Genomic DNA, 22169 nt, shown 5'->3' with positions numbered 1-22169 from the left:
TACTAGCAAGGCAAAAAATTAACGATATCCCCGACTGTGGTTTTTGGCTGACCAACTGTAGGTTTCATCACTCGGGGCTAGTTTTTGTTTTTTCTTGAGGGCTTGTGCTTTTTTGGTGGCTTTTTCAACTTCGAGGGAGATTTCGGTAATAATGGAGTCTTTGACTTTGTTCATTTCAGCATTCGTTAATTCACGCCCTAATTTCTTTCTCTCTTGACCTATTCGGGTTCTTACTCGCATTTGTTGGGCATCTGTCATTTCTTGGAGTGTCAGTTTCTTCATTCTATTACCCTACTTATGTTGAGTGAGGAGTCTTTAATATAGCATTATCCCGTTATTGCATCATCACTATATTCTTAAATTTAGATCGCTATTTTATTGAAGATCCATTACGCCTTAAAAAAGCGCGTAATGGATGAAGTTTAATAACCAATAACTTAAATAATTAAATTAATTTCAAAAAGGTCACTTTGAATTCATCAATATCTTGTTGTGTTGTTGCCCAAGAAGTACAAAGACGTAAACAACTCAAATTAGGGTCTTCAAGTAAAACACGATGAAAAACAAACTGCTGTGTTAATTTTTCTGCAATCGTGTTTGGCAAAATAACAAAAATTTGGTTGGATTCTGGTGGCGCTAAAAATTCAAAACCTTGTGCAGTAAAGAACTCAGTTAATTGTGATGCCATTTCATTAAGGTGTTTACCTAATTTGAAATAGAGATCCTCTTTAAATAAAGCTTCAAATTGCGCGCCTAATAACCAGCCTTTCGCTTGTAATCCACCCTTTTGTTTTAAGCTAAAACGAAAATCAGATTTTAGTGCTGGGTGACAAATCACTAGCGTTTCAGCTGACATTGCACCAATTTTAGTGCCACCAATATAAAAAGCATCGGTTAAGCTAGCGATATCTTCGATAGTCAGATCGCTTTGTGCAGACATTAATCCTGCTGCCAAACGAGCACCATCAAGATATAACCATAAGTTATGCTCGTTACAGAAATCACGCAGTGCTTGCAACTCCGCTTTGCGATAAACCGTACCAATTTCGGTGGCATTCGTAATATAAACAAGCTTAGGTTGAACCCAGTGTTCATCGTTATGTTCAGCGAGAATAGGTTTTAACAATGCGGGCGTTAATTTACCATCTGCCGAAAAAGTGGTGATAACTTTGTGCCCCGTTGCTTCAATAGCACCTGTTTCATGTGTAGCGATATGCCCAGTACTAACAGAAATAACAGCTTGGTGTGGACGTAAAAAATGAGAGATAGCGGTTAAATTAGTAATGGTGCCACCATTAAAAAAGTGAATATCTGCACCAGGTTGTTGAATACGCTGTTTTATTGATTGAGCTGCTTGATGACAAAGCTTATCCATACCATATCCATCATAGCGTTGCCCTATTGTATCAGTGATTGCTTTCATGACCGCAGGATGTGCAATTTCATTATAATCATTTTGGAAGCGGTACATGTGTTCTCCTGTCGAATGTTGTGTTTTTATCGTGTTTTATAAAGAAAAAAGAAAAACGCCTTACATCTAATCAATACAAAGATTGAATGTAAAGCGCTTTAATATATTGAAAAAGTCAGTTATTTAAAACCGATTATTTGATATTAATTATTTAAAGCAAACCTCGCCCCAACGTGCTAATCCTGCGGTGACAGAGCCAAAATCATTACCTTTAACAATAGGAACATTGGGTAACTGTTGTTCTATTGCTTGGCATAAAATAGGCGAACGAGCCGAACCTCCAGTCATAAAGATAGCGTCCGGTTTTATTCCCCCTTGTTTTACCGCATCATTAACCAATTCAATCATTTTACTTTTTGGTGATTCAATAGATTCAACCATTTGATCACGTTCAATCGTTAATTCTAAGGTTTCACTTAATAACGCGATATTAGCAATATATTCAGGAGAATCTGATAAGGCAATTTTGGCTTCTTCAGCACGTCGAACAATGCTGTAACCCAATGTTTCATTATAGACTTCAATAAGGCGTGTTATTTTTTCAGGCTCTTTTGCGTCCCGTCTTAACTGATTTAATACAGCAAGGTTTTGACGAGAATAAAAATCTTTTTGAGCTTCTACATTATTAATCGCAATAGGATCCCAGAACTGTTTCAGAGGTAATTTAATACCTGAAGACGTTAACCCTGTCATACCAAATAATGGCATAATTTGTTTAAAAGCAAGGTAAATATCAAGATCATTACCACCAACACGTTGTCCACTATGCGCAAGTAATGTGTTTGAACGGTCGGTTTTACCTTGATAACTTGGCCCCATTTGAATTAATGAGCAGTCAGTTGTACCACCACCAATATCAACGACTAATACAGTTTGGTCTTTAGTTAACGTCGACTCATATTCAAGTCCGGCAGCAACAGGTTCAAATTCAAACATAATATTCTTAAAGCCAGCTCTTTTAGCTGCACGGATAAGAATGCTTTCAGCTTGCCTATTTGAAGCATCGCCACCTAACCCATTAAAGTTAATAGGTTTGCCAATAACGGTATCTGTGATCGCTTCTTGTGTGCTTTTTTCTGCTTGGTGCTTAATATTTGCCATCATGGCGCAAACTAAATCTTCAAAGAAGCTAATTTGTATCTCATGTAGGCCTGAAGCACCTAAAAAGGATTTAGGTGATTTAACGTAATAGACATCACGAGGATCACGTAGGTATAAACTTAATGCAGATTGTCCGAAAAGAATATCTTCAGGAACTAATTCAATATCTTCTTCTCGATTAAACGCGATCGATTTTCTTAGTAATTGTTCGCCAACTTCACTGGACGGTTTAATATTTAAATGGCGAAATAAGTGCTCAGAAACGGATTCACGGGTTGGCGCACAAAGGGTTGATGGAATATACACATCATTACCTTCTAAAGGCAAAAGAGTGGGTTTTCCCTCTTTCATCATTGCAACAGAACAATTCGATGTTCCGTAGTCAAAGCCAATAAACATTTAGCCTCCCCAATAGACTTCATTAAAAAAAGACTGAGCACTCTACATCAAGCTTTTTGTAATTGCCATCATATTATGTGGCTTGAAAGAGAGAAAATAAGTGAAATCATTCAGCATATTAGAGGCTTAGAGAATAGAGTTGCTATTTAGAACAGATATAAAGTAATTTTTATCACAACTCATCGTTATTGTTAAATTGGGTTTTAATCCACCTAAATAACAGTCAACCGAGTCGGTAAATAAATGAAATAAACACCCTACCGCAATGGCTTTTAATTTCCATGAGGGTAAAAACCATATGCCTAAGTAAATTAAAGCAGCCCAACTGGTATGTAATGGGTGAAAACCTACGCTACAACGGTTGGGATCAAAAATAGGTGTTGCTAACAAATGGTCAATATCAATAGCCATTGTTCCTATCATAAGAAGTGAGGCTATCTTCCAATTCTTACGCCAGAAAAGATAGCCTAATAAAATAGGAGCTAAAAAGTGCAAACTGTAATGTAAAAGCGTTCTAACAATCTCAAATATCACATAAACCTCGTAACAGTATCTACTTTTAACGGTTCATTTTAAATAAATAACACCCTGCTTTATTGGGTTTTATTCAAGAATTTCTTCACCATTAGCTTTTAAAATAGCCTTCATCATCCAATGTTTTTTAGACCAACCATAAAAAATAAGATGTGATGCTTTATCATCATAATTATAGTCATGTGGCGTATTTATTACGGTTATTAGCCCATTCCAAATGGGTATAAATAACGTTTTAAAATATTGAGATTGGGTATCAATATAGTTCTCTGCCCATAAGATAAATTGTTGAAGCTCTTCTTGTGATGAATAAGAGAGGTAAAAAATACATTGTCGCCATGCATATTTCTAGAAAAAATTATTCTGTCAGAAATAACACTTTATAATTTAATAAAAACATACGATCAAAGCGTGTCATCACATGCTCTTAAGAGTATAGTAGTCAATCTTTCAGCCAGACTAGATATAACAATTTTTATTATGGAATCAGCGTTTTCTGCTCAAAATATTCGACATATTCTTGCTAATAACACACCTATTATTGATGTGCGTGCGCCTATTGAATTTAATCAAGGTTCGATCCCTAATGCTATCAATTTGCCTTTAATGAATGATGAGGAACGCGCTGCTGTGGGGACTTGTTATAAACAGCAAGGTTCACAAAAAGCGGTTGATTTAGGGCATCAATTGGTGAGTGGTGAAATTCGTGACAACCGTATTGCAGCTTGGCGTGAAGCTTGTGAGCAATTTCCCAATGGTTATATTTGCTGTGCTCGAGGAGGAATGCGTTCTCATATAGTTCAGCAATGGCTTAAAGAAATAGGTATAGATTATCCATTAATTGAAGGTGGATATAAGGCGTTAAGACAGACTGTTATTGAAATGACCAATGAATTGGTTCAACGGCCTATTATCTTAATTGGTGGATGTACCGGTAATGGAAAAACGACTTTAGTGCGTTCATTACCTGAGGGTATTGACCTTGAAGGTATTGCACACCATCGAGGTTCATCTTTTGGCCGCACTGTAGAAGAACAATTTCCTCAAGCCACATTTGAAAACCATCTTGGTGTTGAAATGTTGCAGAAAGCACCGAAATATACACGATGGGTACTTGAGGATGAAGGTCGTGCTATTGGCGCCAATGGATTACCTGAATGTTTACGAGCAAAAATGGTTGAGGCTTCAATAGTTGTTGTTGATGATCCCTTTGAACGACGCATAGAACGTTTGAAAGCAGAATATTTTGATCGTATGACACACGATTTTTTAGATGTTTATGGCGAAAATGAAGGCTGGCAAGCTTATAGTGATTATTTACATCATGGGCTATTTGCAATACGTCGTCGATTAGGCTCTCAAAGAGCCTCTGAATTAACTCAATTACTTGATAAAGCATTAGAAACACAAAAAATGAGTGGTAATACAGAAGCGCATTTTTCTTGGTTAACCCCTTTACTTAAAGAGTATTACGATCCTATGTATCGTTATCAATTAAGTAAAAAGGAAGATAAAATTATTTACCAAGGAAGTTATGAAGAAGTCATGCAGTGGTTTAAAAATTAGTAGATAGCTAAGATTTCTTGTATTAAATGCGTATACCAAAGAAAAGCCCCGTAAATTTATGTTACGGGGCTTTAATGCTGTAATGATCCTAAACTTTGATAATGAGATAAATATATTATTTCCAAAATGGAAATTAGAGATTGCTTTTTTGTCATTAGGTTTCAGTTTCTTTGACGACTAGAATGCCTCTTCATCAGAATAATTGAGGTGGCTGGATGACAAAATATATCCTTTTTAGCTTTTGTTTAGTGCTGATTTACCCTCTTGGTGTGGATTTACATTTAACAGGTTTAACGGCAATAGCGAATGATTTAGACGCATCAGAAGCGACATTACATCAAGCTTTTTCAATTTATTTAATGGGCATGGTTTCATCCATGTTAGTTGCAGGATGGTGTAGTGATAATTTAGGGCGTAAGCCCATTGTATTGCTTGGAACAGCTATTTTCTTATTGGCATCATTTAATGCGGGAATTTCTGTAACGGAAAATAATTTTTTGATTGCACGTTTTTTCCAAGGTATTGGAGCTGGGTTTTGTTACGTTGTTACCTTTGCGATATTACGAGATACATTAGCTGAAAAACAACGCGCTAAAGTCCTTTCTATGATAAATGGTATTACTTGTATTATTCCAGTATTAGCGCCTGTTTTAGGTTTTCTGATCTTATTAAAATTTAAATGGCCAGTGATGTTTTATGCTATGGCAATCTATGCGCTATTAATTTTTATTTATTGTTTCTTTGGAATAAAAGAAACTAAACCAAAACAGTGGACTAAAAATAAAAATAAAAATAACACAATCACTGGTGAGTCTTTCTTAAATAGTTTCTTTTTAAGTCGTTTGCTTATTTCATGCTTGGGAATGAGCGTGATCCTGACTTATGTTAATATCTCTCCAATCGTGATTATGCAACAAATGCATTACACTACTGGGCAGTATTCAACAGCAATTACATTGCTTTCAATGGTCAGTATGGCAACGTCGTTTATGATGCCTAAAATTTTAACAAAACTTCGTTATGAAACCATTTTATATACTGGCTTATCGAGCTTTTTAGGTGCAGTTATTTTTCTTTTTATTGGAAAAAACAGTGATCCTCGTTGGTTCTTTGCTTCATTTTCATTATGTGGTGCGGGGTTTGCGTTGTTATTTGGTATTATAATGAGCCAAGCGCTCTCTCCATTTAGTCAGCGTGCAGGGCTTGCCAGTTCGATTTTAGGGATTTCGCAATTGAGTTTTGCATCTCTCTATATCTGGACTATGGGATGGTTGGGAATATCTGCACTTAATATGCTGATAGTTATATTGTCTGCTAGTTGCCTTATTGGTTTTACCTTTTTGCATCTCTTTCGTTCTTCTGGACAACAACAAAAGGTGAATTGTGATGCATAAGCCATTACATCGAATAGACTTGAATTTATTAGTTATTTTTCAAATTCTTTTACAAGAGCGCAGTGTTACATTAACTGCAAAATGGTTGTCTATTTCGCCTTCAGCAGTCAGTAAAGCATTGGCTAAATTACGGATTTGGTTTGATGATCCCCTTTTCGTTCGTAGCCCTCAAGGATTAATTCCAACACCTTTGACATTAAGTATTGAAGAGTCTCTTTCTGATTTTATTAATATTGGTAACCATATCGCGAGCAAGCAAAATAGCGAAACGCCTAAAGGTGTTCATTTCAGTTTAATATTAGAATCTCCTTTACATCAGGTACTACTCAATCAATTTCCTTTGGAAATATTGAATTATTATCCTCAATCAATGGTGCAAATACGAAATTGGGAATATAACTCGTTATCAAGCATTATCGATGGTGATGCTGATATTGCTTTTTTAGGTCGTGAATATTATTCAGGCTCTAAAGAGGCGTTACATTTATTACCTGAAGTCATCGATTGTGAAGAGCTTTTTCGTGATACACCATTGGTTTATGTTCGAAAAGATCATCCTTTATTAAAGGAACCTTGGAATTTAGAGACATTTTTGCACTATTCTCACATTTCAACAGAATATGATAAACGTGCTCATTGGGCATTAGATGATATATTGGCAGAACATGGGCGTTTACGTAATATCGCGATAACTTACACGTCATTTGAGCAAACTTTATTTACGATTTCTCAACCTAATCATGAACTCATTACTTGTTTGCCTGGATATTGTGTCCATTATACCTCACGAGTTTTACCTAATTTAGTAACATTGCCTATCCCTCTACCACATAGTGTTTCTGAACAACTTGATATTTCATTTATTTTACTATGGCATAAACGCCATGCGTATAATTCTAAAGTGCTGTGGTTAAGAGAAACTATCAAAAATAGTGTTAATCAGTTTATGCAGAAAAATACTTGTTAAAAGTTTTACTGCTATTTAAAATAGAAAAAGGTGCAAATGCCCCCTCTTCTATTTCGTCTATTTCTTCTATTTTACTTTTTAAATTTAGATGAGAAAAATCATAATCCCATAATTTGTCTATTTTTAGGATAAGAAAGGGTGTAATTTAGTGGTAATGATTTTTCCTCTTTTGCACCTAATGTGATATTCCATTTAATTTCGCCAGTATCTTTATCAAGTACGCCATCTTTATAAACCGCATCTGCTACATTGATATTGTTTTCCTGACTCAGTGGTAGCTGATCGTAAATAGTTACTTTTACAGGAGAATTGTAAGTGTTTCTTAGTTTAATGGTATAACTCTCTTTTTGTTCAATCGTTGTACCAATAAAGATAGGCTCTTTTCTTATCTTCTCATTGTTAATACGGCTAATTTGAATGTTTTTATCTATTCCAAATGGAATGCTAAGTAACTCTGTTAATTCGTTAGTATTAATATAACTATTGCCAACAAAGCTATTCATATAATAGATATTCGCACGACCATTGAGTAGATTTAAATTTTCCCAATCTTTCACTTCAGCTTGTAAATAAACTTCTTCAACTAATTTTGGCGTTGTTAAATAGCGATAATCTGCAACAACTTCTTTTTGATTAATCACTAATGTATTAGGCTCTGTGCTATTTTTTAAGGTGTAAGGTAACGCGATAGCATGGCTTAAATTAATACCATTATTATTGGTTGTTACGTAACGAGTTACGCCTTTACTTAATTGCTCTCTTGGTGCTTCATTCATTGCCTCTGACACGGGAGCTGGCATTGCCATCTTCATATCCATATTCGAATTTCTGAATTTCGCAGTGTTATTATAAAGAGATAAATACCAAGGTGATAATGTTGGCGCAGTAATATTAAGTGATGGGTTTGTTGATGTTAAAACCAGTTTGACTTTATCCCAATTTAGGCCTGTATTTTGAATAACATCCGCCTTGTAGGTAAGTAATATCGGCTTATCCATTCCTTGGCTTCGAATATCATAAGCGGGTGACCATCCCGCATCTGGTGTTATATAAGAAATACGCATTTTACTGGTTAGGTTTTTTGATGTGCCTAAAGATAAAACAATTTGTGTTTTCTCTTTTGCAATAATTGGCATATCAATTTCTAATTGTCGGTTTAATTCTTCTAATTTCTCAGTGAGTTCAGCTATCTCTTCTCGAGCAGCTTTTTGTTGATTAAGTATAGATGTCATTTTTTGGCTAATAAAATCAAACTTTTGAGATGAGTGTTCTAATGACTGCGTTTCGCCATAGCCAAAAAATGATTGATCTTTAAGTAATGCAATTTGCTCATCACCCACATTAATATTGATGTTTAGCACTTCAATTTGTTTATTAATTTCTTTTTGTTTATCTATTAATACAGTGATTGCTGTAGGATAAATTGGTGCAATAGGAATTTTTTTAACGTTAATGGTGTTAATAATCACATCGTCATTATCAATGCTAATTGACAAGCTTTTAGGATCAATATTGTTTGCAATATTAGATAAAACAACTTCACTCTGCCCAGCGGGTAAATTGAGAGTTACGTTATTATCGAGTTCAGCACCCCGTAGAAAAATAGTTGCTTGATTGAGTTTTATATCATAATTAAGCGGTTTTGTGGGATCTACTGAGTTGATTTCATTAGCAAAAGCACTGGTTGAACTAATAATAGATAACGTAATAAGCGATAGTGTTAGTTTGTTGGGTTTAATCATCATTTTCATTCTATCCATAGTTGATGAGCAGTATTAGTAAGAACGGCAAAATAAAGATGTACTGTTGTACAAGTATATTTAGATAGTATTGCATCTCTAATAAATTAGATAACAGAATAAACTTAAAGATCTAATAGCGTGAAGGTGAAAAGAATAGATAAAACAGTATATTAGTATTTTTAATTAAATGAATATTTAAATAATAAGGATTATCTTAATGATGGGGAAATATTTAGCTTTTATTAGCTTTATATCGTCTTGTTTAGATAAGAATAAGAGAAAAATTTCAGTAATAAACAATGAAAAAGGCAGTTTAAAAACAAACTGCCTAGGATAAAAATATTGCTATCGATTTTTATTTAACAACTTCACCGCTGTCGATAACAGTTTTACGCACTTTATCAGAGAAATCTTGCGCTTCTTTAATAATGGCTTTTTCATCAACTGTTAATAATTGGCGATCTTCCATTAAGATTTTTCCATCAACAATGGTATGACGAACATTACTTCCATTTGCACCATAAACTAATGCTGCATAAGGGCTATACATTGGCACCATGTTAGGTGATTTAGTATCAACAACGATAATATCAGCAAGTTTACCTGATTCTAAAGATCCCAATTTATCTTCCATATGTAATACTTTCGCCGACCCCATTGTTGCCAGCTCTACAACGGTTAATGGTGGCATAGCAGCACGATCTTTATTCTCTAACTTATGGATTTTACCCACAAGATTTAGCTCATTCATCGTCGTTAGTGTGTTACTTGACATTGGGCCATCAGTCCCTAAACCTACACGAACACCTTTTTCTAGCATCGCGACGACAGGCGCCACACCTTTCGCTGATTTAGTATTTGCACTAATATTATGAGCGACACCAACATCATATTTTTTCAGTAAATCAATATCGTTATCATCGACCATAATTGCGTGAGCCGCGATAACTTTATTATTTAACGCTCCGATATCTGCCATATATTGAACTGGGCTTTTACCGCCAGTACGTTTAGCGATTTCTTCTTGTTCACGATCAGTTTCAGCTAAATGGATCATAACAGGAACATCAAGTTCTATTGATAACTTAGCAATTTTCTGAAGGTTTTCTGTGGTATTTGTGTAAGGAGCATGTGGTGCAAATGCTGGGATAATACGAGGGTGATCTTTATATTCTTTAATAAAGTTTACTGCGTATTGGATACCCTCTTCTGGTGTTTTTGCATCGGCAACAGGGAAATTAATAACAGACTCTCCTAATACTGCACGATTACCCATTTTATCAACAGTCTTGGCTACTTCATCTTCGAAATAATACATATCAACGTAAGTTGTTACGCCACCTTTTACCATTTCGATATTTGCAAGATCAGCACCTACTCTGACCATTTCGCGAGAAACCATTTTGCTTTCAAGTGGGAAAATATAACGGTGAAGTCTGTCTGGCACATCATCGGCTAATGAACGAAATACCGTCATCGAACCATGAGTATGGGTATTAATTAAACCCGGCATCACAATATCACCATCAACATCTAATACTTTATTAGCTTGATACTCTTTAGAAAGCTCAGGGCCACCAACGGCAATAATTTTATTCTCTTTTACGACAACAGTACCCTGTTCAATGATTTTATTTTGCTGATCCATAGTCAGAACAGTGCCGTCAACTATCATCAAATCAGCCTGTTTTGCCGCGTAACTAGAAAAAGAGACAGCCATTACAGCTAAAGCAAGCATAGATTTAGAAAATGACATCATTACCTCTCGTCTTGATGGGAAAATTTCCTTAAGATTATAAATAAATTCATTGGTTTTTGATATCAATTGAAAGTGAATGAGATCACCGAATAAATAATTAATTGAAGTTATTATCGCATTTGTTTACTGACTTAAATTAAGCGCGCTTTTTTTGTTGTAAAAGCCACTTATCTAATTCATTCGCAAAAAGTTGGCGGTCACGCTGACTTAAACTTGCGGGTCCTCCAGTTTGAATACCGCTTGCTCTCATCGTATCCATAAAATCACGTATATTTAAACGTTCACGAATAGTTGCTTCAGTATAACGTTCACCTCTTGGATTCAGTGCTACTGCGCCCTTTTCTATGACTTCGGCAGCTAATGGAATATCAGCGGTAATAACCAAATCATCTTTATTGGTGCGGCGAACAATTTCGTTATCAGCAACATCAAACCCAGCCGAAACTTGTAATGTACGTAAGAAAGGCGATGCAGGTACAATTAATCGTTGATTAGCAACAAACGTAATAATCACTTTTTCTCTATCTGCTGCACGATATAACACTTCTTTGATTACTTTTGGACATGCATCAGCATCAACCCATATAGGCATAACAACACTCTCTTTGTTATTTTCGGTATTAAATGGTCTATATTTATGGTGTTTAAAATAACACATTAATACTAACTAAGTGATTGAAGCTTTACTCTTTCTCGTCTCCTTTTCTTTATTTGCTTAAAAACCCTTCTTTTTATGCCTTTTTTGTTTATTTAAGCATCCATTGTGCATGAGATCACAATTTTACCTTGATCAAAATCAAAGATGTATTCTATTTGCCATTTTTATGTTGATGAATACCAAAACTTAAATTATAAAGCGAATGATAATAATTACCGATCTCATTAAGGTCTGCGACTATGTGCATTCAATTTAAATCTTGCTTCGTGTTGTCCGCTTTAACACTCTCACTCTCTCAATATGCTATTGCTGATAATGCTCCACCTAAAGAAGAAACACTTGTTGTGACAACAACACGTAGCGCAACTTCTTTATGGAACAGCCCTGCTACTATCCAAGTTATTGATAAAGAAACATTAAGCCAATCAAATTCATCTTCTATTGCTGACCAATTACGTGATATTCCTGGTGTTGAAGTTACAGACAATAGCCTTGCTGGCCGTAAACAGATCCGTATTCGTGGAGAAGCATCATCGCGTGTACTTTTATTGGTTGATGGACAAGAAGTAACCTATCAACGAGGCGGTCAAAATTATGGTGCCGGTATTTTAATTGATGAATCTGCACTAGAGCGTATTGAAGTGGTTAAAGGCCCCTATTCTGTGCTTTATGGCTCTCAAGCTATTGGCGGTGTGGTGAATTTAATTACTCAAAAAGGTGGCGATAAGCCTTTTGGGGGAAATGTCAAAGTCGTTTATGACTCAGCAACGATGGGATGGCGAGAGTCTGCATTAATTTCAGGTACTGTCGGTGATTTTGAATATCGCCTTAATGGAAGTTATGCCGATCATGGTGATAGATATACTCCTGATGGGCGTTTACCTAATACGCATTTTAGAAATAACGGTCAAGGTGCATGGTTAGGTTATAAAGTGGATAAACATAAGTTTGGTCTTTCGCTCGATCGTTATAATTTATCAACACAATCTTATTATGCTGATGAAGGAAAATATCAAGAGTTTAGCGTTAAAGTACCTAAACTTGAGCGTGAAAAAGTCGGTTTATTTTATGACTATGATGCTGATACAGATTATTTCAAAAAACTTCATATTGATGCCTATACACAACGTATAGAGCGAAAATTTGAAAACCGTGTTGGTGTTGTTACCCCAACGGGTAGCCCAATGATTGGTAATTTAACCGTTAAAAACCGAACTCAGTCTGAAGACACTCAAAATACTTATGGAATGACTATGCAGGCTAATTTTACTTTACCTGCAAATAATGAGTTAATTTTAGGCGCTCAATATCAACAAGATAAAGTAAAACAAACATCCGCTGGGCAGACTTCTTCAAATAGTACAACGGGTTTTCCACCTGCTGTTAATTATGAAAAACAATCTCTTTTGCATAACCGCAGTAAACAAACCAATATCTCTGTTTTTGCCCAAAATGATTGGAAAATAACAGATGATTGGTCATGGACTATGGGCGCCAGACAATATTGGTTGGAATCAGAATTACAAGATGGTGATGAAACTATTCACCATAATAAAACAGGAACAAGTTATAAGACATTAGCTTACGATTCTGTGAAAGATAACGCTTTTATTGTGTCATCTCATTTGCGTTATTCTGGATTTAAAGATACAGAATTACGTCTCGCGTTTGCACAAGGTTATGTTTTCCCGACACTTGTTCAGCAATTCATGAACACAACTGCTGGCGGTGCGGTGACTTACGGTAATCGCGATCTTGAAGCAGAACATTCTAATAATGTGGAATTTGGTGCGCGTTATAAAGGGAATAATTGGTACATCGATAGCGCGATTTATTATTCTGAAGCTAAAGATTACATCACATCTATCGCTTGTGCGGGAGAACGTATTTGCGAAGGAAATAGTAAAACTGGCCGAGCAGATTATTTCTATTACGACAATATCGATCGCGCGAAAACTTATGGTATGGAAGTGATGGCTCAATACCAAGGTTGGTCAATTACTCCTTATGTTTCTGCCAATGTGATACGTCGTCAATTTATTGGTTCAACATTGAAAACATGGGATACCGGTGAACCAACATTAACTTCTCGTATTGGTGCTAAGCATTTATTACTGCTCAATAATATGAATCTAATGTCGGACTTATATTTAAGAGCAGCAACAAAAGCGAAAGATCATAGTAACCCCGAAAATAAACAGCACTATGCAGGTTGGACGACGATTAATCTTTCATTGAGTACAGAATTTGGTCATAACGATCAATACCGTATTAACTTCGATTTAAATAATATTTTAAATAAGCGTTATCAAACGGCTCATGAATCTATTCCTGCCGCGGGAATTAATGCAGCAGTTGGTCTGACATGGGCATTTTAATTATGAAAAAAATAGTAATCGCACTTAGTTTGTTATTGTTGCCTTTTAACTTAATGGCAAAAGAAAACAAAAATAATGAACGCTGGGTTATTGCTGGAGGCTCTATAACGGAATTGGTTTATGCCATAGGTGCTGGCAATAAGGTTGTCGGTGTTGATGAAACAACGTCTTATCCTGAACAAACACAAGCATTGCCTCATATCGGATATTGGAAACAGTTAAGTACAGAAGGCATTCTGTCATTACGCCCTTCTACTTTTGTGACTTGGGATGATGCTGAACCTAGAATGGTATTACGCCAACTCGCACAACATAATGTAAAGGTTATTTCTTTACCAAGAACACCCGCTACGTTTGAATTAATGCTTAAAAATATTCGTACCTTAGCGGTTTCATTAGATAAACAGACAGAAGCAGAAACTTTGATTAGTTCACTGCAATCTCGTTTAGCGACGATCACAGCTAAAAATAATCACATTAAGCGTAAAGTAAAAGTGTTGTTCTTTCTTTCACCAGGAGGGGGAATTCCTCAAGTTGCAGGAAAAAACAGTGTTGCAGATGCCATTTTGGCATTAGCGGGTGGAGATAATATCGCCACTCACGAAAATTATCGTATCTATAGCGCAGAAGCCATTATCGCGGCTGATCCAGAAGTTATCGTGATAACCACACAAAGCCAACAAAACCATACTGGCGGTATAAGAGCCTCTGAAGGATTAGCGTCCGTTCCCGGTGTCTCAATGACACAAGCATGGAAAAATCAACGCATTATTGAAATTGATCAATCCCTTATTTTGGGAATGGGACCTCGTATTGTGGATGCCGTGGAGTTATTGCATCAACAATTTTATCCCGCTGATCCTGTTAATGATAATAAGTAGGAATGATTTAATAATGAAAGAGTTAGTCGCAACACATAGCACGCAATTTTCGACTGAAATCGATCTTACTCCCCATTTTGCACTTGAGGGTGATAGCCCTTTTCGTGATAGACATGCCACAATGCCGTGGCGAGGCTCTGTACCTATTGCGAAAGGAGATCAACAATCTACATGGCAAACTCTGTTAAACAGTAAAACGCCTGCGTGTAAACGTTTGTTGTATATTCATATCCCTTTTTGTGCAACGCATTGTACATTTTGTGGTTTCTATCAAAATAACTATCACGAAGCAGCCTGTAAGCGTTATACCGACGCATTACTGCGTGAGATATCGGCTGAATCAGATAGCTTACTTTATCAGTCAGCACCAATTCATGCAGTTTACTTTGGCGGTGGAACCCCTTCTGCATTATCAGCAAAAGATCTCTATCGTGTGATCACACATTTACGCCAATCACTCCCCTTAGCACCAGATTGCGAAATCACGATTGAAGGTCGCGTTTTAAATTTTGATGATAATCGAATTGATGCTTGTTTAGATGCAGGTGCAAATCGATTTTCTATTGGTATTCAAACCTTTAACAGCAAAATACGTAAACGAATGGCAAGGACATCAACCGGTGAAGAAGCCGCTAAGTTTATGAAAGGACTCTGTTTACGAGATAGAGCTGCTGTGGTGTGTGATCTGTTATTTGGATTACCGGGACAAAATGCGCTGAATTGGCAAGAGGATCTGACTATTGCCCATGATATTGGCTTAGATGGTGTCGATTTATATGCCTTGAATTTATTGCCAAATACACCATTAGGTAAAGCTGTCGAAAATCAACGTGTGACAGTACCAACACCGATAGAAAGGCGAGCGCTTTATCTTCAAGGTTGTGATTTTATGGATAACGTGGGTTGGCGTCAGATCAGTAATAGTCATTGGGCTAGAACAACTCGTGAACGCAATCTCTATAATTTATTAATTAAACAAGGCGCGGATTGTCTTGCCTTTGGCTCTGGTGCTGGTGGTTCAGTTAATGGTTATTCTTGGATGATTGAACGCTCACTCGATAATTATTATCAAAAAATCACGGATAACCAAAAACCGTTGATGATGATGAGCCGTACAACAGACAGCGGTTTTCGTTGGCGTCATGAACTACAAGCGGGCATTGAATGTGGTCGTGTTGATTTAGCCAAATTAAGTCCGCAAGCGACTCAGCTCTCCCCTTTATTAAATCAATGGTATCAAGCAGGTCTTGTTGAAGATGATTTTCTTTGCATGAAACTGACCAATGAAGGTCGGTTTTGGGCAAGTAATTTACTGACTTCCTTACAGCAATTAATTTTGCAGTTAAATACTCCTCGTTAATCTCATCACCCTTACTATTAATGAAAAGATGGAAACAACATCATGAATACAGAGTTACAACAATTTTTAATGACAGAGCCTGATGGCACATTGGAAACTATTGCGACGCAATTTAATACAACGTTATTAGACGTTGTAAGACATTTACCATCACGTTCATTAATGGGTGGTGAGCAATTCGATATAGTGTGGGATAACGTCATGAAATGGGGTAATGTCACCACGCTTGTGCATACTCAAGATGTTATTTTAGAGTTTAGCGGTGAATTACCAAGTGGTTTTCATCGTCATGGCTATTTTAACTTACGTGGTAAAAAAGGAATGACAGGCCATATTAAAGCCGAAAATTGCCAATATATTGCGATGATCGAGCGTAAATTTATGGGTATGGATACCGCCTCTATCTTATTTTTCAATCATGAAGGCGTTGCAATGTTTAAGATTTTCCTTGGTAGAGACGAACATCGTCAATTGTTACCAGAGCAATTATCAGCCTTCCGTCAATTAGCACAACAATTAAATAAGGAATAATTGCGCGTGAAAACATGGGTTATTTTTGGCGCTGGCGGTAAAGGTGTTGGCGCACATATTGCAGATATTGGCGTTACACAACGACGCCCTATTGTGGCTTTAGTTCGTTCCGAAGAGGCAGCTAATCGGTTAGAAGAAAAAGGGATCAAAACAGTTATCGGCGATGCGATTGATGCTAAGGCTGTTGAAGCTGTTTTAACATTGGCAGGAAAAGAAGCAGACATCATTTCCACAATGGGCGGTGAAAATGATTATTTAGCTCATCGAACCGTAATTGATACTGCGGAGAAAATGGGTTTTCAGCGTATGTTAATGGTTTCTTCGTTAGGGTGTGGCGATAGTTGGGTCGCGTTATCTGACAGAGCAAAAGCCGCGTTTGGTCAAGCTGTGAGAGAAAAATCATTGGCTGAAGTGTGGTTGCAAACCAGTCGTTTTGATTATGCGATTGTCAGACCCGGTGGATTACTGAATGGTGAAGAAACGGGTAAGGCTCAGCTTTATCAATACGAAGAAACTCATGGTTTAGTTAATCGCCGAGATGTTGCACGTTTAGTGGCACAACTTCTAGACGCTGACCTTTTAGACGATCAAGTCTATGCCGTAGTTGAACCTGGTTTAGTGCCTTCTAAATAAGCACGTTATGTATTAATATCTACTCTATTATTCTTGGAGATAGCACTTTTGTGTTATCTCTTTTTTCTTATTTTTCTCGTGGGCAATAACTCACATTACGATGTGTTTTTCTCTCACAACAAAAATTCCTTTATAGTCATTCGTCACTTTACTGTCTTAATAGGGGTAACTTGTGGCATAATGCCGCCCCATTACCTTTTGTCATTCACTAATAATGAGTATTCGTCTTGTTAATCAGCAATAATATCACTATGCAGTTTGGCTCAAAGCCTCTGTTTGAAAACATTTCTGTCAAATTCGGTGGCGGAAATCGCTATGGTTTAATCGGTGCCAACGGTAGCGGTAAATCAACCTTTATGAAAATTTTAGGTGGCGATTTAGTGCCAAGTAGCGGCAACGTATTTCTCGATCCTAATGAACGCCTTGGTAAACTAAAACAAGACCAGTTTGCTTATGAAGAGTTTACTGTGCTTGATACGGTAATTATGGGTCACACAGAACTTTGGGAAGTGAAGCAAGAACGCGAACGCATCTATAGCTTACCTGAAATGAGCGAAGAAGACGGTTTACGTGTTGCTGATCTTGAAGTGAAATTTGGTGAAATGGACGGTTATACCGTTGAATCTCGTGCTGGCGAATTATTGCTAAACGTAGGTATTCCATTAGAACAACATAATGGCCCTATGAGTGAAGTGGCTCCCGGTTGGAAATTACGTGTGTTACTTGCGCAAGCCCTGTTCGCTGATCCAGATATTCTATTATTGGATGAACCGACGAATAACTTGGATATTGATACCATTCGTTGGCTTGAGCAAACGCTAAATGAACGTAACAGTACCATGATCATTATTTCCCATGACCGTCACTTCCTAAATATGGTCTGTACGCACATGGCAGACTTAGACTATGGTGCGCTTGCTGTTCATCCCGGTAACTACGATGAATATATGTTTGCAGCGACTCAAGCTCGCGAACGTTTATTAGCGGATAATGCGAAGAAAAAAGCACAGATTAGTGAATTACAATCTTTCGTGAGTCGCTTTAGTGCTAATGCATCTAAATCACGCCAAGCAACCTCTCGTGCAAAACAAATTGAGAAAATTCAATTAGCAGAAGTGAAAGCGTCTAGCCGTCAAAACCCATTCATTCGTTTTGAACAAGAGAAAAAATTATTCCGTAATGCGCTTGAAGTGGAAAATATCTCTAAAGGCTATGATGATAATGCCCCGCTGTTTAAAAACGTCAATATGATGCTTGAAGTGGGCGAAAAAGTGGCTATTTTAGGTAATAACGGTGTGGGGAAATCGACAATGATCAAAACATTAGTCGGTGAATTAACACCTGATACAGGTCGTTTAAAATGGTCTGAAAACTCAAACATTGGCTATTATGCACAAGATCACGCAACTGATTTTGAAGTCAATATGACAGTATTTGATTGGATGAGCTTATGGATGAAACCAGAAGACGATGAGCAATCTGTACGCAGCGTATTAGGTCGTTTACTGTTCTCTCAAGATGATTTGAAGAAATCAGTCCAAGTTTTATCTGGTGGTGAAAAAGGTAGAATGTTATTTGGTAAGCTAATGATGCAAAAACCAAACATTTTAATTATGGATGAGCCGACCAACCACTTAGATATGGAATCTATCGAATCATTGAATATGGCATTAGAGCTTTATCAAGGTACGTTGATTTTCGTTTCTCATGACCGAGAATTCGTTAGCTCATTAGCAAACCGTATTATTGAAATTACACCTGAAAAAGTGACTAATTTCCAAGGAACTTATGATGAGTTCTTAGCGAAAAAAGGTGTTGAGGCTTAATCGCCGCCCTATTTATTAAATAGTAGATAAGATAAATGAAAAAGGCTTAGTGAATTGACTAAGCCTTTTAAAATTTAGATAAATGGGTTTTTACATTCTTATTTTATTATAGTTTCCTGAAATTTCCACATCAGGCTTATTTTTTATTTTTCTATTTATTTTTATCATTATTTCCAAGCCACTGTATAATAAAGGAGTTTCAAATAATAAATCTTCACTGATTTGTTTTTCTTCGATAAGCTTAAATTTCTCTTCTTTATCCTTTTTATATTTTAAATCCATATGTTTATCTGATAATAAAATACCCAACATATCTATATTGTTTAATAATGCTACATTTAACGCACTATCATTGATTATAGACCCAGTAGTATCTTTTTCTTTCTTTGCTAATTTATTTATATTTGCGTTTTTACTAATCATTTCACTGTTATTTTCATACCTCAACAATGAATTTTTAATATCATTTAAATCATTTTCATTTTGTTTTTCTGTAATAATTTTCATTAAATATTTTATTTCATCATTAATTTCGATCAATAAAGAGTGATCTATAACTTCTAAATTTAATATTGAATTTAATTTTTTCATTGAATTGCTAAGCTTATTTGCTAGAAAATTTGCAGGGGATTCAACATATTCTTTAATTTTATTAATTAAATAACTTTGAGTTCTTTTTTCTGATACTCTAATTTTAATTATATCTTCATCCTTTTCACTTTTTTTATCTACTTTTATTTCCAGTAAATCAGTTATATTTGGAAGCTTTCCATCTTTATGGTTTGTTTCTATAATTTTATTAAAATTTCCAGAAAATAAGATGTCGAGATATTTTTCTTTGTTAAGATTTTCTGTGTCAAATTTATTGGAAGATAAAATGTTTATTTTATTTTTTTGAGACTCTATTTCTATTTTTTTTAATTTTTCGATGATATTTTCTACAACTATTTTATTTAGCTCGGCGGAAAACTCTTCGCTAATAGTTTCTTTCTTGTTATTGCCATTTAAAATTAAGTTGTCGATTTTTGAATTTATTAAATATTTATTTTTGTTATTAATATCTTGTAAGTCTAATCTTTTTATAAATAATATGTCATTATAATATTTAAATACTTCATTTATTTCTTTTACACTATAAATATCGGTGTTTTTAGGTAATTTTTCTATTATGTTTTTTTCTTCGGTGCTAATTTCAAAAATATTTGTCTTTTCTTTATCCATCAATAAAGGCTCGATTATTCCGCGAAATTCTTTTTTAAATTCTTCCTTTAACTCTGAAGATTTTTCAAAATTATGATAATGAAAGATCTTTAATATGGTTGAGTTTTTATTATACTTATCTAAATTTGCTAATATATTTATTTTGTTTTCAATGGAGAAATCGCTATTATTAAAGTTATTTATATTAAGTAAACCTAAATTATTATCATCATAAGGAATGGTAAATTTTAATACATTGTCATTCCCCTTTTCACTGGTTTTAAGCTTAAATTCTATTTGTTTTTCTTGAGTTATTTTAATGTCCAGTTTTTTATCTATATTACTATTATTATATTGTTTAGATATCGATTTAATTAATTCTAATTTATCACCTAATATGGTTTTTTCTTCCTTTAAATTCAATATGTTAATAAACAGGTCGCCTTTTTCTTTTTCATTTAATTTTTCACTTAATATATAGTAAGTAGATAAAAAATTAGTTAATTTTTCTTTATCTTCCTTTAAAGTTGCATTATTGTATACGTTTTCATTATTTATAATGTATTCAAATGCTGCAAAGTCTAAATTAAATTTCTGTGTTATATTTGAATGTTCATTGGATATGATTTTATTATTATTTTCATCTAGAAGAAAAAAAGTTACTTTTTCTGGTGTAAACTCTATATCTAATATTTTTCTATCTTTATTGAGAATTTCTTTCAGTCCCAGATAACTATATATTATATTATAGGTTGAATAAAACCTATCGTTAAAAATATTGTCTATTAATAAGCTGGTGTAATAGTCATTATATTTTTCATTACCATTTTCTTTTATCCATATTTTATCCATGACATATTTTTCTGTCATTCCGCTACAATTTTTTTTTGATGCAATCTCATTTAGTTTTGATTTTCCTTTCTTAAAAGAATCGAGTTCTTTATCTCTATAATTATCATCATTCAATAATAATGATAAAGTGCTTCTTATTAATTCTATTTTTTCTTCCGTGCTTTTATTTTCCATTTTATTTATTCTATCTATTTTATCTACTACTATTGATACTATATTATCAATATCATTTTGGGGTGATTGATTAAACAATGATTTAATACTTTGATTATTAATGATATTTTCATTTTGTTCTTCTGTGCAATCAATTTTAAAATATGATTGAGATATATGTGTACCATCCTGAATGTCCCCTATCTCAAAATAAAAAACATTATCATCTATTTTAATGTTAAATGTATCCTTATAATCATTTAGTGATAAATTCCTTAGTTCTTGAAACTTATCTATTTTATCTAAAAATGAAACTTTAGGGTTATAATAAACATCATAAAACAATGTCATGACTTGCTTTTTATCGCTAATATGGAAAAAATCTTTTATCTTATCCCAGATAGTCATGACTTTATTGACTTTTTCTCCAGATAAAACCCTATCAACTTGAGCTGATGTTAGTTTACTATTTCCTATGGTTATGCTATTCATATTTCACTTAGTTTGAAAATATTTAAAGTAAAATAATAATAAATAATAATAAAATTACTTAATATAAATAAATATATTGATTATTTTAATAAAAAATACTTTTATTTTTTATAATGTAGAGCATATGCCAATATATCAATAATACTATTTTTATGTTTAAGCCACCATGCACAACATCGCAGCACTTCTGTCGGTGGACGCCTTGCTTGGATTGACATAAGCAGTTAATTAACCCGAAAAATTATCATTTATAGACATTTTTGCATAAATTA

General features: G+C 34.8%; 17 protein-coding genes. 9 read left to right on the top strand and 8 right to left on the bottom strand.

From position 1 onward, the window contains the following. Positions 1 to 18 precede the first annotated feature (18 nt). The 4 genes from ABN212_RS06110 to ABN212_RS06095 form a co-directional block, all read right to left on the bottom strand. Positions 19 to 282, bottom strand: coding sequence for a DUF3811 domain-containing protein (locus tag ABN212_RS06110; protein WP_040133167.1), 264 nt, complete (start codon positions 280 to 282; stop codon positions 19 to 21). Positions 283 to 445: 163 nt separating this feature from the next. After that, positions 446 to 1471: a threonine aldolase family protein gene (locus ABN212_RS06105; RefSeq protein ID WP_311747393.1), complete on the bottom strand. Its 1026-nt coding sequence runs from the start codon at positions 1469 to 1471 to the stop codon at positions 446 to 448. Between the two features lie 147 nt (positions 1472 to 1618). After that, positions 1619 to 2971: a molecular chaperone gene (gene yegD, locus ABN212_RS06100; protein ID WP_198619528.1), complete on the bottom strand. Its 1353-nt coding sequence runs from the start codon at positions 2969 to 2971 to the stop codon at positions 1619 to 1621. A gap of 126 nt (positions 2972 to 3097) precedes the next feature. Next, positions 3098 to 3505: a DUF6122 family protein gene (locus ABN212_RS06095; RefSeq protein WP_040133164.1), complete on the bottom strand. Its 408-nt coding sequence runs from the start codon at positions 3503 to 3505 to the stop codon at positions 3098 to 3100. Between the two features lie 480 nt (positions 3506 to 3985). Here ABN212_RS06095 and mnmH point away from each other — a divergent pair, with 480 nt between their 5' ends. From mnmH to yidZ, 3 genes are all read left to right on the top strand, one after another. Continuing rightward, a complete protein-coding gene (gene mnmH, locus ABN212_RS06090; protein ID WP_040133163.1) occupies positions 3986 to 5071 on the top strand; it encodes a tRNA 2-selenouridine(34) synthase MnmH in 1086 nt (361 codons plus the stop codon). Positions 5072 to 5286: 215 nt separating this feature from the next. After that, complete coding sequence (locus ABN212_RS06085) at positions 5287 to 6465, top strand: MFS transporter (protein WP_349443003.1); 1179 nt, start codon at positions 5287 to 5289, stop codon at positions 6463 to 6465. Next, on the top strand, positions 6455 to 7432 hold the full coding sequence (gene yidZ, locus ABN212_RS06080) for an HTH-type transcriptional regulator YidZ (RefSeq protein WP_311747395.1): 978 nt from the start codon (positions 6455 to 6457) through the stop codon (positions 7430 to 7432). The genes ABN212_RS06085 and yidZ overlap by 11 nt, the downstream gene beginning before the upstream one ends. A gap of 98 nt (positions 7433 to 7530) precedes the next feature. On the opposite strand, the gene ABN212_RS06075 is transcribed toward yidZ, so the two are convergent. The 3 genes from ABN212_RS06075 to ABN212_RS06065 all read right to left on the bottom strand — a co-directional run bounded on the left by ABN212_RS06075 (position 7531) and on the right by ABN212_RS06065 (position 11525). After that, positions 7531 to 9177, bottom strand: a complete 1647-nt coding sequence (locus tag ABN212_RS06075; protein WP_311747396.1) for a DUF4139 domain-containing protein — start codon at positions 9175 to 9177, stop codon at positions 7531 to 7533. Positions 9178 to 9529: 352 nt separating this feature from the next. After that, positions 9530 to 10930, bottom strand: coding sequence for an amidohydrolase (locus ABN212_RS06070; RefSeq protein WP_198625620.1), 1401 nt, complete (start codon positions 10928 to 10930; stop codon positions 9530 to 9532). Positions 10931 to 11069: 139 nt separating this feature from the next. Next, positions 11070 to 11525, bottom strand: coding sequence for a YaiI/YqxD family protein (locus ABN212_RS06065; protein ID WP_040133470.1), 456 nt, complete (start codon positions 11523 to 11525; stop codon positions 11070 to 11072). Positions 11526 to 11830: 305 nt separating this feature from the next. Here ABN212_RS06065 and ABN212_RS06060 point away from each other — a divergent pair, with 305 nt between their 5' ends. The 6 genes from ABN212_RS06060 to ABN212_RS06035 all read left to right on the top strand — a co-directional run bounded on the left by ABN212_RS06060 (position 11831) and on the right by ABN212_RS06035 (position 19200). Then, on the top strand, positions 11831 to 13969 hold the full coding sequence (locus ABN212_RS06060; RefSeq protein ID WP_040133159.1) for a TonB-dependent receptor plug domain-containing protein: 2139 nt from the start codon (positions 11831 to 11833) through the stop codon (positions 13967 to 13969). A 2-nt stretch (positions 13970 to 13971) separates the two neighbouring features. Further along, positions 13972 to 14850, top strand: coding sequence for a heme/hemin ABC transporter substrate-binding protein (locus tag ABN212_RS06055; protein ID WP_349443002.1), 879 nt, complete (start codon positions 13972 to 13974; stop codon positions 14848 to 14850). 13 nt (positions 14851 to 14863) lie between these two features. Beyond that, positions 14864 to 16210: a heme anaerobic degradation radical SAM methyltransferase ChuW/HutW gene (gene hutW / locus ABN212_RS06050; protein WP_052038365.1), complete on the top strand. Its 1347-nt coding sequence runs from the start codon at positions 14864 to 14866 to the stop codon at positions 16208 to 16210. 42 nt (positions 16211 to 16252) lie between these two features. Continuing rightward, positions 16253 to 16741: a heme utilization cystosolic carrier protein HutX gene (hutX, locus tag ABN212_RS06045; RefSeq protein ID WP_232797447.1), complete on the top strand. Its 489-nt coding sequence runs from the start codon at positions 16253 to 16255 to the stop codon at positions 16739 to 16741. Positions 16742 to 16747: 6 nt separating this feature from the next. Beyond that, a complete protein-coding gene (locus ABN212_RS06040; protein WP_198619521.1) occupies positions 16748 to 17374 on the top strand; it encodes an NAD(P)H-binding protein in 627 nt (208 codons plus the stop codon). 227 nt (positions 17375 to 17601) lie between these two features. After that, entirely contained in the window at positions 17602 to 19200 is a 1599-nt protein-coding gene (locus tag ABN212_RS06035) for an ABC-F family ATPase (protein WP_349443001.1), read from the top strand. Between the two features lie 90 nt (positions 19201 to 19290). Here ABN212_RS06035 and ABN212_RS06030 read toward each other — a convergent pair whose 3' ends face one another. After that, a complete protein-coding gene (locus tag ABN212_RS06030; RefSeq protein WP_349443000.1) occupies positions 19291 to 21897 on the bottom strand; it encodes a hypothetical protein in 2607 nt (868 codons plus the stop codon). Between the last annotated feature and the right edge of the window lie 272 nt (positions 21898 to 22169).

This window comes from Proteus genomosp. 6 (assembly GCF_040139785.1).
GTDB lineage: Bacteria > Pseudomonadota > Gammaproteobacteria > Enterobacterales > Enterobacteriaceae > Proteus.
The sequence above is the reverse complement of the archived record's forward strand: the minus strand, read 5'-3'. Positions and strand labels throughout refer to the sequence as shown.